This is a genomic window from Hydrogenophaga sp. (assembly GCF_011390835.1).
GTDB lineage: Bacteria > Pseudomonadota > Gammaproteobacteria > Burkholderiales > Burkholderiaceae_C > Hydrogenophaga.
The window spans coordinates 33,836-48,773 of the sequence record NZ_JAABRQ010000003.1; the positions used below are offsets into that span (position 1 = coordinate 33,836).

At 65.1% G+C, this 14,938-nt stretch carries 17 protein-coding genes and 1 pseudogene; 4 read left to right on the top strand and 14 right to left on the bottom strand.

The window, feature by feature from the left end:
- Positions 1-181 precede the first annotated feature (181 nt).
- The 8 genes from GPT34_RS03135 to GPT34_RS03170 all read right to left on the bottom strand — a co-directional run bounded on the left by GPT34_RS03135 (position 182) and on the right by GPT34_RS03170 (position 6,344).
- A complete protein-coding gene (locus GPT34_RS03135; RefSeq protein WP_291009595.1) occupies positions 182-2,500 on the bottom strand; it encodes a TonB-dependent receptor in 2,319 nt (772 codons plus the stop codon).
- A gap of 86 nt (positions 2,501-2,586) precedes the next feature.
- Positions 2,587-2,994, bottom strand: a complete 408-nt coding sequence (locus GPT34_RS03140) for a hypothetical protein (protein ID WP_291009597.1) — start codon at positions 2,992-2,994, stop codon at positions 2,587-2,589.
- An 86-nt stretch (positions 2,995-3,080) separates the two neighbouring features.
- Complete coding sequence (locus tag GPT34_RS03145) at positions 3,081-3,722, bottom strand: hypothetical protein (protein WP_291009599.1); 642 nt, start codon at positions 3,720-3,722, stop codon at positions 3,081-3,083.
- Positions 3,723-3,809: 87 nt separating this feature from the next.
- Positions 3,810-4,199: a DUF2946 family protein gene (locus GPT34_RS03150; RefSeq protein ID WP_291009601.1), complete on the bottom strand. Its 390-nt coding sequence runs from the start codon at positions 4,197-4,199 to the stop codon at positions 3,810-3,812.
- Positions 4,200-4,234: 35 nt separating this feature from the next.
- Entirely contained in the window at positions 4,235-4,672 is a 438-nt protein-coding gene (locus GPT34_RS03155; RefSeq protein WP_291009603.1) for a Spy/CpxP family protein refolding chaperone, read from the bottom strand.
- Positions 4,673-4,718: 46 nt separating this feature from the next.
- Positions 4,719-5,204, bottom strand: a complete 486-nt coding sequence (locus tag GPT34_RS03160; RefSeq protein ID WP_291009605.1) for a copper chaperone PCu(A)C — start codon at positions 5,202-5,204, stop codon at positions 4,719-4,721.
- Positions 5,205-5,251: 47 nt separating this feature from the next.
- Positions 5,252-5,896 (bottom strand): SCO family protein, encoded by a 645-nt coding sequence (locus GPT34_RS03165; protein ID WP_291009607.1) that lies wholly within the window; start codon positions 5,894-5,896, stop codon positions 5,252-5,254.
- 61 nt (positions 5,897-5,957) lie between these two features.
- A complete protein-coding gene (locus GPT34_RS03170; RefSeq protein ID WP_291009609.1) occupies positions 5,958-6,344 on the bottom strand; it encodes a DUF2946 domain-containing protein in 387 nt (128 codons plus the stop codon).
- A 133-nt stretch (positions 6,345-6,477) separates the two neighbouring features.
- Between GPT34_RS03170 and GPT34_RS03175 the strand changes: the two genes are divergently transcribed.
- The 3 genes from GPT34_RS03175 (at position 6,478) to GPT34_RS03185 (ending at position 8,574) form a co-directional block, all read left to right on the top strand.
- A complete protein-coding gene (locus GPT34_RS03175) occupies positions 6,478-7,140 on the top strand; it encodes a glutathione S-transferase (protein WP_291009611.1) in 663 nt (220 codons plus the stop codon).
- A gap of 130 nt (positions 7,141-7,270) precedes the next feature.
- Entirely contained in the window at positions 7,271-8,245 is a 975-nt protein-coding gene (locus tag GPT34_RS03180; protein WP_291009613.1) for a DnaJ C-terminal domain-containing protein, read from the top strand.
- Complete coding sequence (locus tag GPT34_RS03185; protein ID WP_291009615.1) at positions 8,242-8,574, top strand: chaperone modulator CbpM; 333 nt, start codon at positions 8,242-8,244, stop codon at positions 8,572-8,574. Before GPT34_RS03180 ends, GPT34_RS03185 begins: the two co-directional genes overlap by 4 nt.
- A gap of 198 nt (positions 8,575-8,772) precedes the next feature.
- Here GPT34_RS03185 and GPT34_RS03190 read toward each other — a convergent pair whose 3' ends face one another.
- From GPT34_RS03190 to GPT34_RS03215, 6 genes and pseudogenes are all read right to left on the bottom strand, one after another.
- A complete protein-coding gene (locus GPT34_RS03190; protein WP_291009617.1) occupies positions 8,773-9,540 on the bottom strand; it encodes a lysophospholipid acyltransferase family protein in 768 nt (255 codons plus the stop codon).
- Positions 9,537-10,886, bottom strand: coding sequence for a dihydroorotase (locus tag GPT34_RS03195; RefSeq protein ID WP_291009619.1), 1,350 nt, complete (start codon positions 10,884-10,886; stop codon positions 9,537-9,539). Before GPT34_RS03195 ends, GPT34_RS03190 begins: the two co-directional genes overlap by 4 nt.
- Positions 10,883-11,839: pseudogene (locus GPT34_RS03200) on the bottom strand (aspartate carbamoyltransferase catalytic subunit); the annotation flags it as partial. The gene GPT34_RS03195 and the pseudogene GPT34_RS03200, both read right to left, overlap by 4 nt.
- Positions 11,840-11,841: 2 nt before the next feature.
- The gene (pyrR, locus tag GPT34_RS03205) at positions 11,842-12,363 is read right to left on the bottom strand and encodes a bifunctional pyr operon transcriptional regulator/uracil phosphoribosyltransferase PyrR (RefSeq protein ID WP_291009621.1); all 522 of its coding nucleotides are present in this window, start codon (positions 12,361-12,363) and stop codon (positions 11,842-11,844) included.
- Positions 12,360-12,788 carry a Holliday junction resolvase RuvX gene (gene ruvX / locus GPT34_RS03210; RefSeq protein ID WP_291009623.1) on the bottom strand — a complete coding sequence of 143 codons (429 nt, stop codon included), beginning with the start codon at positions 12,786-12,788 and terminating at the stop codon, positions 12,360-12,362. Before ruvX ends, pyrR begins: the two co-directional genes overlap by 4 nt.
- Positions 12,785-13,384, bottom strand: coding sequence for a YqgE/AlgH family protein (locus GPT34_RS03215; protein WP_291009625.1), 600 nt, complete (start codon positions 13,382-13,384; stop codon positions 12,785-12,787). The genes ruvX and GPT34_RS03215 overlap by 4 nt, the downstream gene beginning before the upstream one ends.
- Before the next feature lie 49 nt (positions 13,385-13,433).
- Here GPT34_RS03215 and GPT34_RS03220 point away from each other — a divergent pair, with 49 nt between their 5' ends.
- A complete protein-coding gene (locus GPT34_RS03220; RefSeq protein ID WP_291009897.1) occupies positions 13,434-14,936 on the top strand; it encodes a deoxyribodipyrimidine photo-lyase in 1,503 nt (500 codons plus the stop codon).
- Positions 14,937-14,938: the final 2 nt, after the last annotated feature.

Here is a 14,938-nt window from a genome sequence, read left to right on the forward strand (position 1 = left end):
CGGCAGGGCCGCGGGCAGACGCAGTGGCTCAGTCGGCTCAGGCCGTGGTCGCTGAACAGGAAAATCCTGCGGACAAGGCACACAGCTCCGACACGGTTCCTTACGCCGGGCCGGAGTTGGGCGAAAGCTCTTGTTCCGAGAGAGCCAAGGCAGATGGTGAGTGAGCCTGCTGCTCAGGTTGTCAGAACTTCACATTCACACCGGCGTACAGCGTACGTCCCATACCTGGCACGGCAGTGCCCCACTGCGGGTAGTTGGGCACTGCGGGGTTGGTCATGGTGGTGCCCTGGCCGACATAAGCTCCACCGGTGGGCAAGTAGTAGAACCGGTTGAACAGGTTCTCGATACCAAAGTCCAGGCGCACCGTTTTCCATGAATAGCTGCCGCGCAGATTCACCAGACCGTACCCAGGTGTCCTGATCTCGTTGCGCATCGTCGAGACGTGGGTCTTGGCTGCCACGGCTACCAGTTCTACGCTGTTATCCCAGCCGCCCAGTTGGTGCGTGACGGTCAGTTTGGCGTTGAGCGGCATCATGTTGTAGAGGCCGTCACCAGTATCACGGTTGGAGCCCCGCGTGTAGTTCAGCCTACCCTTTAAACCCCATTCACCAGCATCGTTGCGTGCCAGAGGCATGTGCCCCGAGAGGTCCAAGCCATAGATACGCGCAGACTGGTTGACATACTTCAGCACGCTGAACTTGTCTGTGACCAGGGTCGTGGCGACCTGGTTGGTGGTGGCGTTCCACTGCACCGCGTCGATGTAGTCGCTGACGCGGGTGTAGTAAGGCGTGGCCCTGAAGCCCCAGCGCTGGTCTTCAGCGTGCCAGTCAAAGGTAGTCGAGAGGGTGTTGGCCTTTTCGGGCTTGAGGGCCAGGTTGCCGATATAGCCGTTGCCGTCGCCGACAAAGTTGTTCATGAGTGCAGCCATCTGCCAAGTGGACCAAGTGAAGCGCTCGTATACGTTGGGCGAGCGCTCCTTGTGTGCAAAACCGAACTCGATGTCGAAATTGGCACTGGCCGTGTAGCGCGCCAGGGCGCTCAGATCCAGGTTGTGATCGGTACTCTGGTGATCCAACGCATTGAAGGCCGTGGCATCACGCCCCTGAAAGCCACCACCGGCCGGGTTGTAGCCGACCACGTCGCCCGCGTTCATCTTCACCTGCTCGACGCGCGCGCCGATCAGCGTCATCCACTGCTCGCTCTTGCGGGTTTCCAGCTCCCCCCAGATGGCTGTGCGATCGCGCTCGCCGTCGCGGATATTCCAGAAGGTACCAGGCCACATGCCGGCGCCGGAAGGCGGCCACCAGTCGTTGAGCCGGTAGGTCTGCAGATCGGCGCCCAGCCGCAGCAGGTCCTGCTCACCCAGGGGAGCCTCGGCCTTGACGCTGACACCGGTCGTCTTGCCCTCGGTGTACATCGGCATGCCCGCTGCACAGCTAGGGCCGATCGGGCTGCAGGGAATGCCATCCAGCGCGGTGCCCCCCCCCGATGCCGTGCCGTACCAGTAACGCTTGTCAGCGCCAAAGTCCATGAAGTGATCGACTTTCTCGTGGTAGACCCGTGCCTCCAGGTGGCCCCAGTCGAGCTCGCCCGTGTAGCGCAGGTTCACACTGGCCTGATCGTTCTTGAGCATGTCCATGCGCTGGTTGGGGTAGAGCTGGTAGGGCATGTCCTGCAAACCCAGCCGGGCCTCGAACAGGTGCCGGTCCTGCTTGAACGCCAGCCCTACCGTGTGGTTGTGCGTCTCATAGGCGGTGGAGCCCACCTCGTCGCGCGGCAGTGTGTGGCCGACCCGTCCCGTGAAGTCGTAGTCCTTGAAGTCGTCGCCCGCCGTGTAGTTGTCGGCCTGGCTGGTGGCGCCGCTGTAGCTGATGTTGAAGCGGTCGGTGGCATAGGTGGCCGAGAGGCTGAGGCCCCTGGCGGCGTTGTTGCTGCGGTAGAAACCGCCGGCCTCGCCTTTGAGGATCGGTGCCTGCCCGGGCGTTGCAAACTCGGGCGCGCGCGTCTCGGCCAGGATGCTGCCGCCGATGCTGTCGCCACCCGCGCTGACCGGCGAAATGCCGGCGTAGACTTTCAGCGAGCCGAGCTGCGTCGGGTCGATGTATGAGAGCGCCGGATTCATGTGGTTGGGACAGGACGCGATCAGGTCCATGCCATCGACCTTGATGCGCAGACGGTCATCGGCCAGGCCATGGATCGATGGCAGGCTCGACACACCGCCGGCCGCATTGAGGCTCACGCCGGGTACGTCGGCGAGCAGGCTGGCGGTGTCACTGGTGGCGGCCCGTCCGGGGAGCAGCTGTGACTGCCTGAGCTGTCCTGCGGCCTGGGGCAGAGGCTCCACTCGGGTGCCCCGGACCACGACCTCTTCCAGTTGGGCAACCGGTTCGGCGGCCTGACTGGCTGGCATGTACAGCAGTGGAAACACGGCGGCGAGCGAAGCGCTCAGCAGCGAGAGGCGGTGCGCGGGTGCGCGCTGGGGTTGATAACGGGATGGCATGTTTGAAACGAAAATGAAGGTGGAGAGGCGCTGGCCGGGACAGCCAGCCTGGCGCACGGTGTGATTTCCTGGATGCGCGGGACGGTTCAGGTCCACCGGGCGGGAGGTGCCCGCATCGCTGACATGAGCAGCACCCGGAGGATGTTGTCTGGCAGGTGCATCGCCCGGACCTGCTGAAGGCCGGGCGCATGAAAATCGGGAACCGCCGTCGGCGGGTAGCCGACGTCCAGGCCAGGCGCCATGGCCACATGGGCGCCAGCCCATACACAGCCGGCAGGTTGTTCCTCCGCACTGCTTGCGCCTTCATCCAGCGCCACCCACTGCATCCCTTGCGGCGTGCAGATCTGTACCGTTGGCTCGTTGGCGATCAGAGGGACCACCCAGGCACCCAGCGTGCCGTGCAAGGCTGCAAAGAGCGTGCACAGCAGCAAGCCACGCAGCCAGCGTCGGGCACCGGCGTTCAAGGCTTGTGTGCTGCCGATGGCCGGTCGCATGGCTCAGACCCGGGTCGATGCCGCTGCACCGACGGACAAGTGCGCAGTGCACACGGTCCCGGTGCGGACCCGTTCCGCTGCGAATCTCACGCCGCAGCGCCCAGTGGCGCGGCGTTGGCGGCCCAGCTGGTGGCCAGACGTCCCAGTCCGGCCACCGGGTCGAAACGGTCCGCCCGCACCGACCCGCTCTTGCGGCTGCGCGGTGGCAGCAGATGCGCCAGCGCGCGGCACACGGTTTCGGTCTTGGCATCCACCACCTGCGCCATTTCACGCAAGGCAGGCAGGGCCTCGCGGATGGCGTCGGCGTTGCGGCCCCAGGCCAGGTCGCCCGGATGCCACTCCAGACCCATCAGGCCCAGGAGGTGGGTGATGCGCTGCAGCACGGTGCCGGTGCGCAGCATTGCCATGTCCTGGCAGCGGTCCTGGTGCTGCAGCAGGGCCTGCTGCAAGAGCGGTTCGCGCGCGCTCTCGGCGCTCAGGCGCACGGGTTCCAGGCGGCAGGCGGTGAAGGCTGTGGCGCTGAACTGGTAGCGCCGTTCGCACAACGATTCGATGCCGACCAGATCGCCGGGCAAGGCCAGCTGCACCGGCTGGCGGACCGGGCCGCTGTCGCGGTCGAGGCGCACGATGCCTTCGACCACGCGCCACACGGGGCCGGCTTCACCGGCGAGAAAAACGGCCTCTGCGCTCGCACAAGCGAGGGCGACTGGGGTGTCTTGATGTTTCATGGGAGCTCCTGTGTCTGACGGACGGATCACCGATGGTGAACATCGGCAACCTGACGGAGGCCTCCCACCAGGGGAAGCCGTTGTGTGTCAGACGAGGAGAGGCGGACCGCGCGCGGCCGGGCTGGGCACAGCGCGCGAGGCCGGCGTGCGGATGGTGTGTTCGGGTGCCGGCCATGGCTGGGCCATTGCCGGCACCACGGGCAGCGTCGGTAGCAGAGGCGCAAAGCGCTCAGCCGCCAGGCCGCAGTGGCCACAGTGGTCGAGCGCGTGCAGCAGGTCGTCGGCACTCAGCGGGTCGGCGCCGGTGCTGGCCGCTTCCAGCTGCATCCAGCGCATGCCGCCCGTGGTGCAGATCTCCACCCAGTCGCTTGCGCCGCGCGTGCCGGCGAGCCCGCGCGAGATGGCCGGCGCCAGCGCGGCCAGCAGCATCGCCACCAGCAGGCAACGGGCCAGGGTGCGCATCATGCGGGCGGACATGGGAGATGCAGGTTCTCAGGGCAACGGGCAGCGGATCAGCGCAGGCCGTCGAGGTACAACTTGCTCAGTTGCGCGAACTGCTCGGCGCTCAGGATCTTGCGCAAGGCTTCCACGCAACGGTCGCGGCCCTTGAAGTGCTCGATTTCGGCATCACCGATCTGCTTCATCAGCGCTTCGCGGTCGGCGGCCGGCTTGTTGTCCAGGATCGCCATGCGCAGCTCGCCGCGCAGCATCTGAATTTTCTTCTGGACCGAGATGCGCCCTGGCATGGCCTGCTTGCGGTAATCGGCCAATGCCGCGATCTGCTCGGCACTGAGCCGCAGGTCGGCTTCGTGCTTGATGACCAGCGGCATCAACTCAACCACGGGAAGGCCTTGATCGGCTGGCACCGATTTCGCCATGGCGACGCTGCCCAACGTCAACAGACCGAGCGCCAACACGGCACCACGCATAAAAACAAGGGAACGGTTCATCGGAATCTCCTGAAAGTGGGAAGGGGTACAGAGAGCCAATCGCTTGTCAGTTCTTGTGGTCCATGCCTGGCTTCATGTCGTGTTTCATCGGCGCGTTACCACCACCCAGAGCGGTCACCTGGGCCTTCACCTCCTGGGTGAAGCGTTGCTTGGCCGCATCCTCGAACACCAGGGTCAGCGGTACCACATCACCCCCCTTGACCGGCGCCTTGAGGTCCATCAGCATCACATGAAAGCCGCCTGGCTTGAGTTCGGTGGTGCGGCCAGCAGCGAGGTCCAGCCCGGCCACCTGACGCATCTTCATGACGTCGTTTTCCATGGCCATTTCGTGGATTTCAACCAAGCCGGCCACCGGTGAACTGACCGACACCAGTCGCGCGTTGGCGCTGGGCGTCAGGCGCATGAAGGCGCCAGTGGCTTTCTGGGTGGCGACCGTGCCACGCACCCAGGCATCTTCTACCTGGACGGTGATGGACTGGGCCCAGGCGCTGGCGCTCAGGGTGATGAGGGAGGCGATGAGGAGTTTTTTCATGGGGATACCTTGGGTTAAAGAAGAAGCGTAAGAAAGAAAACGAAATATCAGATGGTCGGCTCGGCCAGCAGGTGCCGCACATCAGCCGCGTAGTCGTCAGCGGTCTGCTCGTGGCGCAAGGCCACGCGGATGCGACCGGCGGGGTCGAACAGGTAGGTGAGCGCGGTGTGGTCCACGGTGTAGCCACCGCCCGTGGGTACTTTCTTGAAGTGCACACGAAAGGCATCGGCTGTGGCCCGGATCTGCTCCAGGTTGCCCGTCAGGGCCACAAAGCGAGGATCGAAGGCCGCCATGTACTCACGCAGCAGTTCAGGTGTGTCGCGCTCGGGGTCAACCGTGACGAACAGCAGCTGCACCCGGCCCGCATCCGTTCCTAGCTGCTGCATCACCGCCGAGGCTCGGGCCAGTGCGGTCGGGCACACGTCCGGGCATTGCACAAAGCCGAAGTACAGCATCACCACCTGGCCCCGGTAATCGGCGAGGTTGCGCGACTGGCCGTGGAAATCGGTGAGCGAAAAGTCTTGGGCATAGGCGGCACCGGTGAGGTCGATACCGCGAAAGCCATCGCTGCCACCCAGGCGATCGCAGGCGATCAGCATCGGCATGACCGCACCGACCAGCAGGCTGGCGCACACCTGCCTGCGCACCAGGCTCAACTGGGCAGGCGACGGAAATGATCGGGAACGAGGCACGGCGCCTCCTGAAAAACGGGAACACTGGCACCACCCTTGGGCGGCGGGCCACGACGTGAGTTCAGGAAACGAAAGGCGGGGCGCGGGCTGGTGCGGCGGTCCACACGCCCACGGGCGACGCGACGAGCACAACGCGACCGACAAGCAGTGCCGGTGCAGCGGCCGCAACGCCCAAGGCGGTTGCCGGCGGCAGGCCGGCGCCCGGGCTGTGCAGCGAGCACCAGGGGCACTGCATGCCCGTCCCAGGCATGGGAGCGCTTTGCGAGTCGCCTGCAGCAGGGTCGGCTTGGATCCACACCATGCCGCTGGCACTGCAGATCTGGACCCAGTCGCCACGGTCCGAGGTCGACACCGCCGCCTGCGCCAGCGCGGGCGCGAGCGTGGTCAGCACCAGAGCCAGCATGGCCAGCCAAGCGCAGACGCGGCGTTGGGCGCGGGTAAACAACATGAAAATAGTTTACCAGCGGGTGCATCTGCACCATTTGATGAAAGTCACGTCAACTGGGCGACGGTCCCGGGCCTGCCCGCGGGCCTACCATCTGGACTGCCTCAACCCACCCACCCATTCGGAGACGGACCCCATGCTCACACTCTGCGGCTTTGCGGCCAGCAACTACTACAACAAGGTCAAGCTCGCGCTGCTGGAAAAAGGCGTCGCCTTTGAAGAAGAGTTGGCCTGGGTCGGCGAGACCGACCGCAGCGCCAGCCCGCTGGGCAAAGTGCCTTACCTGAAGACCGAGTACGGGCCCTTGAGCGAGTCCACCGTGCTGCTGGAATACATCGAAGACCAGTTCCCAGAGGCACCCCTAATGCCGGCCAGCGCGTTTCACAAGGCCCAGGTGCGCGAGCTGCTGCGCTACATCGAGCTGCACCTGGAGCTGGTGGCGCGCAACCTCTACCCCGAGGCTTTCTTCGGCGGCAAGATTAGCGACGGGGCCAAGGAGAAAACCGGGCAACAACTGGAAAAAAACGTGGCTGCGTTCGCGCAACTGGTGAAGTTCTCGCCCTTCATCGCCGGCGATCAGTTCACCTTGGCCGACTGCGCCGCCGCGGTGCACCTGCCGCTGGTGAGCAGCGCAACCAAGATCATTTACGGTCGCGATTTTCTGGTCGATTTGCCGGTGCGCGACTACCTCAAGCGCCTGGGCGAGCGGCCGACGGTGCAGCACGTCAACGCCGACCGCAAGACCAACACCGAGCTGATGATGCAACGCGCGAAAGCGGCTGCAGCGGCCAAGAACTGAGCCCAAACCACTGGCGTCCCGGCTTCCCGGCTTCCCGCCAATTTCTGGCACCAGCAGATTGAGGCAACCCTCTTGAGACGCATGGCTCTGGCAAAGCAGCGTAAAGTGGCGCACGAATAGGAGGGTGTCTATGGAATACAAGGATTACTACAAGGTCATGGGCTTGGAGCGCAGTGCCACGCAGGATGAGATCAAGCGCGCGTACCGCCAACTGGCGCGCAAGTACCATCCTGACGTCAGCAAGGACAGCGACGCCGAGGCGAAATTCAAAGAGCTGGGGGAAGCCAACGAGGTGCTGAAGGACCCGGAGAAGCGCGCCGCCTACGACCGCCTCGGGGCCAACTGGAAGCAAGGGCAGGACTTTCAGCCGCCGCCTGACTGGAACGCAGGCTATGAGACCGGAGGCAGTGGGTTTGACGGGCAAGACATGGGCGACCAGAGCGATTTCTTCGAATCGCTGTTCCGCCGGGGCTTTGCCCGTTCCCAGTCCACATCGGCGGGCGGCCAGGGCCGCGGTCAAGAATTCCACGCGCACGGCCAGGACAGCCACGCCAGGATTCAGATCACCCTGGAGGAGGCCTATCACGGGGGCTCGCGCAGGGTGAACCTGCAAATGCCGACGGTGGATGCCGACGGCCACGTGGTTCTGCGTGAGCGCCCGATCGAATTCACCATCCCACGAGGCGTGCGCGCGGGCCAGCGCATCCGCCTGGCGGGCCAGGGCGGCCCTGCGATGGGTCAAGGCCAGCCAGGCGACCTCTATCTGGAGGTGGACTTCCTGCCACATAAGCATTACCGGGTCGACAAGCACGACGTGTACATGAATCTGCCGGTCGCCCCCTGGGAGGCGGCGCTCGGCGCGGTCATCGAAGTGCCCACCCCGACCGGAAAGGTCGAGCTCACGGTACCGGCCGGATCGAGTGAGGGGCGCAAGCTTCGACTGAAAGGGCGAGGCATCCCGGGGAAGACACCGGGCGACTTCTACTTCGTGCTGAAGATCGCGGTGCCCCCGGCCGACAGCGATGCCGCCAAGGCCGCCTACCGCGGCATGGCCAAAGAATTCGCGTCGTTCAACCCGAGAAACCTGCAGGGAGATACCGCATGAACACACCCGATGCCAACCCGAGCGAAGCACCTCTGGATACGCAAGCGTTGTTCTCACTTGAGCAGCTGTGCCGTACCTGCGCGGTGCAGACTGAATTCGTGATGGCCATGCTGGAAGAAGGCGTGGTGCAGCCCGTCAAAGGACAGGCTCCCGATAGCTGGCGATTCGGCGAAACCCAGGTTCACCACGTCACTGTGGCCTGGCGGCTGCAGCGCGATCTGGGCGTAAACCCGGCCGGCGCGGCACTTGCACTGCAGCTGCTGGACGAAATGGAAACCCTTCGCGCGCAGCTCGCAACACATCCAACCGATCAGGCCACCCACCGCTGACCATCACCGAGCGGCCTCTATTGGCCGGTGCTGCTCTGCCGGTTCAACGCCTGCATCCCGTCGGGTCCATGCATGCGCTGGCAAATTGGCCCGACGCGGGGCGCCGTGAGGGTGCTTGGCACAGGCCATCCACGCGGCACTGCGTCGACCGGGCTGCCGGTCGCTCACACCTGACCAGTGACCCCACGGGGTTCAAGTTCAGCCGGTTGGTGTGCTGTGCGTCTGCAGCAACTCGCCCACGGCTTCACGCAAATCGCCAGCCCAGGCGCGGCGGTCGCGCCCTGCGGCCTCTTGCGGCTTGCCGTAGGTCACCACCGCCTGAAGATCAGGCGCGCGTAGGGTGGACCAGATCGATTGAACCAGGGTGGTCTCGCCAAGAAACAGCGGCGCGGCGCTGGGTGTGCCCTGCTCGCCATCGAGGTATTTCAGCGCCACCGGCAGCGCCGGAGCCTCTGCCGAAATAGCAGCCTGTATCAGGTTGGCGTGGAACGGCAGCAGCTCGCCGCCGTCACTGGTGGTGCCCTCGGGGAAAACCGCCAAGGTGTCGTCCCCGAGCAGCGCAGCCGCCATCTGATGCACCACGCGCATGGCGTCCCGGCGCGATTCGCGTTCGATGTAGAGCGTGCCAGCGCCCGTGATGAGGGCGCCCAGCACCGGCCAGTGCTTCACGTCAGCCTTGGATACGAAACGAGCAGGATGTGCCGCATCCATCACCAGGATGTCGAGCCAGGAAATGTGATTCGCCACCAGCAACACCGGGCCACGAACGGGCGGCGTGCCGCGCACCACGAGCGCGACGCCCATGATGCGCAGCATCTGGCGCGACCACTCGCGCACCACCAGCGCACGCTGACTGGGCGTGAGCCGGTCGAATTCGCGGCGGATGATCCACAAGCCGCGCAACACATGGAGCACGGCTCGCAACGCCCGCCACAGCGCCACCCAGCGACTGCGCGGCGCGCTCACACCGTGGCCGAAGCAGCGTCCGGGGCCGAGTCGTGTGCAATCTGGCCGCCCACCAGCGTGGTGCGCACGCGCGCTGGCAGCTCGTGGCCTTCGAACGGCGTGTGGCGTCCCTGGCTGAGCAAGGCAGCCGGTTCAACGCGCCAGCTGGCGTTGGGATCAAAGATGCACAGGTCGGCCTGACCACCCACAGCGAGCTGGCCCAGGCTGGCCTGCAGCGTGCCCAGGCTGTGGCCGAGCACCGACTGCGGGCCGCGGGTGAGCACCGCCAGCGCCTGCATCAGCCCCAGCCCGTCCTGCTGCGCCCACTTGCAGGCCAGGCCGAGCAGCAGCTCAACCGCAGTCGCACCGGGCTCGGCTTCGGCAAAGGGCAGGATCTTGGCGTCGGCCGAAACCGGGTTGTGATCCGACACTAGCGCATCGACGCTGCCGTCGGCCAGGCCGGCGCGCAGCGCATCGCGGTCGCGTTGCTGGCGCAGCGGCGGCTGCAGTCGGAAGCGGCTGTCGTAGTAGCCCATATCCACATCTGTCAGGTGCAGGTTGTGCACGCTCACATCACAGCTCACCGGCAGACCCTCAGCCTTGGCCTGGCGCACCAGCTCCAGACCAGCCGCGCTGCTCAAACGGCACAGGTGCACGCGCGCACCACGGCCCTCGTTGGCCTTACCCTTGCCTTGGGCGGCGCGCATCAGTTCAAACAGGGTGTGCAGCGCGATCGTCTCGGCCAGAACCGGCACACCGGAGAGGCCCATGCGCGTGGCCAGCGAACCGCTGGCCGCCACACCCTTGCCCATATAGAAATCCTGCGGCCGCAGCCACACGGTGTAGCCGAAGGTGGCGGCGTATTGCAGCGCACGCTGCAGCACCTGAGTGTTGACGATGGGCACCTCAGCCTGACCAAACCCGACGCAGCCCGAATCGGTGAGCTCGACCATTTCGGTCAGCACCTCACCGTGCAGGCCCCGGGTGAGCGCGCCCAGCGGAAACACCCGGGCCTGGTGCAGCTTTTCGGCGCGGAACTTCAGCATGTCGACCAGGCCGGGCTCGTCGAGCACCGGATCGGTGTCGGGCGGACAGACCAGCGAGGTCACGCCGCCCGCCACTGCGGCCGCCATCTCGCTCTCCAGCATGGCGGCGTGTTCCTGGCCAGGCTCGCGCAACCGCAGCGCAAGGTCCAGCAGGCCCGGTGCCACCACACAGCCGCGCACATCGAGCGTGCGGTTGGGATGAAAATCGCCTCCGATCTGGCCGATGGCGATGATGCGCCCGGCTGCGATCGCCACATCGGCCATCTCGTCACGACCGGTCATCGGGTCCATCACGCGACCGTTTTGAATAAGGATCTTCATGACTCATTCCCCGCCACGATGCCCATGACGGCCATGCGTACCGCGATGCCAAACGTGACCTGCGGCAGGATGACGCTTTGCGGGCCATCGACCACCGCCGAATCGATTTCCACCCCCCGGTTGATTGGTCCTGGATGCATCACGATGGCATCTTTCTTGGCCCAGCGCAGGCGCTCAGGCGTGAGGCCGAAGCTCTTGAAGTACTCCTGGCTGGAGGGCAGCAAGGCGCCGCTCATGCGCTCGTTCTGCAGCCGCAGCGTGATGACCACGTCGCAATCCTTGATGCCTTCTTCCAGCGTGTGGCACACGCGCACGCCCATGTGGCTCATGTCGGTGGGCACCAGGGTGCGCGGGCCGACCACACGCACGTCCGGGCATCCCAGCGTGGTCAGCGCGTGGATGTCGGAGCGCGCCACGCGAGAATGCAGCACGTCGCCCACGATCGCCACCGAGAGCTTGGTGAAGTCGTGCTTGTAGTGCCGGATGGTGTACATGTCGAGCAGCCCCTGGGTAGGGTGCGCGTGGCGCCCGTCACCGGCGTTGACCACGTGCACGTGGGGTGCAACATGCTGGGCAATCAGGTAGGGCGCGCCCGACTCGCTGTGGCGAACGACAAAGATGTCCGCTGCCATGGCGCTTAGGTTGGCGATGGTATCGATCAGCGACTCGCCCTTGGCGGTGGAGCTGCGCGCGATATCGAGGTTGATCACATCGGCTGACAGGCGCGTGGCCGCGATCTCGAAGGTGGTACGCGTTCGCGTGCTGTTCTCGAAAAATAGGTTGAACACGCTCTTGCCTCGCAGCAGAGGCACCTTCTTGACCTCGCGGTCGCTCACGCTGACAAAACCGGCGGCGGTGTCGAGGATTTGCGTGAGGATGGCGCGCGACAGTCCTTCAGTGGAGAGCAGATGGATCAGCTCGCCGTGTCGGTTGAGTTGGGGATTGCCGGCCACGGTCAGGCTTTCTTGGGTTCGATGACAAACTGCAGGCGCTCCTGATCGTCCCGCACCAGTTCCAACGACTGGCCTTGGGGCAGGGTCACGGCAGTGGCGGCGACATCGGCCTGGATCGGCAACTCGCGCCCACCGCGGTCCACCAGCACCGCCAGCCGTACGCTCGCCGGTCGGCCGTAGTCGAACAATTCATTGACCACCGCGCGCAGGGTGCGGCCGGTGTAGAGCACATCGTCAATCAGCAGCACATGCGCGCCCTGCACGTCAAATGGCAGCAAGGTCTGGGTACTGACCGCCAGGCCGCGACGCGCAAAATCGTCGCGGTGCAGGCCGTAGGAGATCACACCAGCATCCCCTTCAAGGTTCAAATCGCGCTGCAGCCGCTCGGCCAGCCACGCGCCGCCCGACGTGACACCGACCAGGCGGGTGGACGCCGGGCCGGCCTTCAGCAGCGCGCCCACGCGTGCCAGCAGCTCGGAGTAGAGCGCCTCAGCGTCCAGCGCAGAAGGATGGTCAAGGCTCAAGGCAGGCTCCTCAGAAACTGTTCCAGGATGAGGCAGGCAGAAGCCGCGTCCGCATCTTTCGCACCCAGCGAAAGCGCTTCGGTGGTGGTGTAGCGCTCGTCCACCTCGAATACCGGCAGGCCATGGCGACCACGCAGCTGGCGGGCAAATTTTTGCGCGCGCGCCGTGTTTTCGTGGGCCACGCCATCGGGGTGGAACGGCACCCCGACCACAAGGGCGTCGGGCTGCCACTCATGGATGCGCTGGGCAATCTGGACAAACCGGGCATCGCCCTCGGCGTTCACCGTGGCCTGCGGTGTGGCGGTGCGGGTGAGGCGGTTGCCGCTGGCCACGCCGGTTCGCTTCTGGCCAAAATCAAAAGCCACAAACAGCTGGCAGTGAGCAGGCACTTCCAGCACAAAGGGCACGGGCACCAACACACTCATGCATGCCCCGCATCAGGTGACAACATCCACGACTGCAGCCCCAGCAAAGCCATGGCGCGGTCGTAACGCTCGTCCACCGGCGCGTCAAAGATCAGGCTGGGGTCGGCTTCCACCGTCAGCCAGCTGTTTTCGGTGATCTCGGATTCCAGCTGGCCCTCGCCCCAGGATGCGTAACCCAGGGTCACGAACACCTTGCGTGGGCCAGCGCCCGATGCCATGGCCTCCAGCACGTCTTTGGAAGTGGTCATTTCCAGCCCCCCCGGAATCGACAGCGTGGACGCGTAGACCGATTCGCCGTCACTACCTTCGCCCGCGTCAATCGCCTCGTGCAGCACAAAACCGCGCTCGGTCTGCACCGGTCCGCCCTGGAACACCGGCTGGTCGGCCAGGTCTTCGCGGCCCATTGGAAGGTCGACTTTTTCAAACAACCTCGACAGCACGATGTCGCTCGGCTTGTTGATCACCAGGCCCAGCGCGCCGCGCTCGCTGTGCTCGCACATGAACACGACGCTGCGACCAAAAAGCTCATCGCTCAGACCGGGCATCGCGATCAGGAAATGGCTGGTCAGGTTGATGGGAGCAGAATCCGCGGACATGACTGCATTTTAAGCCGCCCCCCAACCGCCCTTGACCGCCCCCGCCGAGATGAACACCTACGACAAAGGCCTGATGTGGTTCCGGCGCGATCTACGCGCCGAGGACAACGCAGCCCTCTCCCACGCGCTGCGCGCCTGCCGACAGCTCTGGTGCGTGTTTGTGTTCGACACAGACATCCTCGATCCGCTGCTGGCGCGAGGCCTGAAGGCCGACCGGCGGGTGGAGTTCATCTGGCGCTCGCTGCAGGCACTGGACGCCGAGCTCAAGGCCATGGCCCAGGAACACGGTGTGACAGAGGCTGGCCTGATCGTGCTGCACGGCCGGGCCCTGGGGCTGGTGCCCGAGCTGGCGCAGCGGCTGGAGGTGCAGGCGGTGTTCGCCAACCACGACGACGAGCCCGCTGCCCAGGCGCGCGATGCCCATGTGCTCGGCGATCTGGCGCACGCCGGCATCATGTTCCATGGGCACAAGGACCATGTGGTGTTCGAGCGGCGCGAAGTGCTCACCCAGGCTGGCCACGCATTCGGCGTATTCACCCCTTACAAGAACGCCTGGCTCAAGCGACTCACCGACGACGACCTGGCGCCGTACGCGGTCGCAAGACACAGCCAGGCCCTGGCTGACATCCCGACACCACTGCGCAAGCCCATGCCCAGCCTGGCCTCCATGGGATTTGAGCCCACCAACCTGACTCAGTTACCAATGCCCACCGGGGCGCCGGGCGCACAAACCTTGTTTGAAGATTTTGTCGAACGCATCGACCGCTATGACGAGTCGCGCAACTTCCCCGCCGTGAAGGGACCGAGCTACCTGAGTGTGCACCTGCGCTTTGGCACGATCTCGGTGCGGCGAATCGCGGCGGTCGCCTACGCCATGCATTTGCAGGGCGTGGCCGGCGCCAGCACCTGGTTGTCGGAACTGATCTGGCGCGATTTTTACCACCAGGTGCTGGCCAACTTCCCGCACGTGGTCGAGCGCGCGTTCAAGTCCGAGTACGACCTGATCAAGTTCGAACATGGCAAACACGCCCAGGCCTTGTTTGCGGCCTGGTGTGAGGGTCGCACCGGCTACCCGCTGGTGGACGCTGCCATGGCGCAGATTAACCAGTCCGGCTATATGCACAACCGGTTGCGTATGGTGGTCGCGAGTTTTCTGGTGAAAGACTTGGGACTGGACTGGCGCTGGGGCGAACGCTACTTTGCCGACCACCTGATCGACTTCGACCTTGCGGCCAACAACGGCGGCTGGCAATGGGCGAGCTCCAGCGGTTGTGACGCCCAGCCCTATTTCCGCATCTTCAACCCGGTCACTCAGAGTGAGAAGTTCGACCCGCAGGGCAAGTTCATACGCCGCTACCTGCCCCAGCTCGCTGGTCTGCCCGACGCCGTCATCCACGCGCCTTGGCAGGCACGGGAGCTGGAGCTGGTGGCGGCTGGCATCGAGGTAGGCAAGGACTATCCGCGGCCGGTGGTCAATCACGCCGAAGCCCGAGAGCGCACGCTGCAGCGCTATGCGGTGGTGAAGAAACCTGGAAAAACGCCGCGCACCTGAGA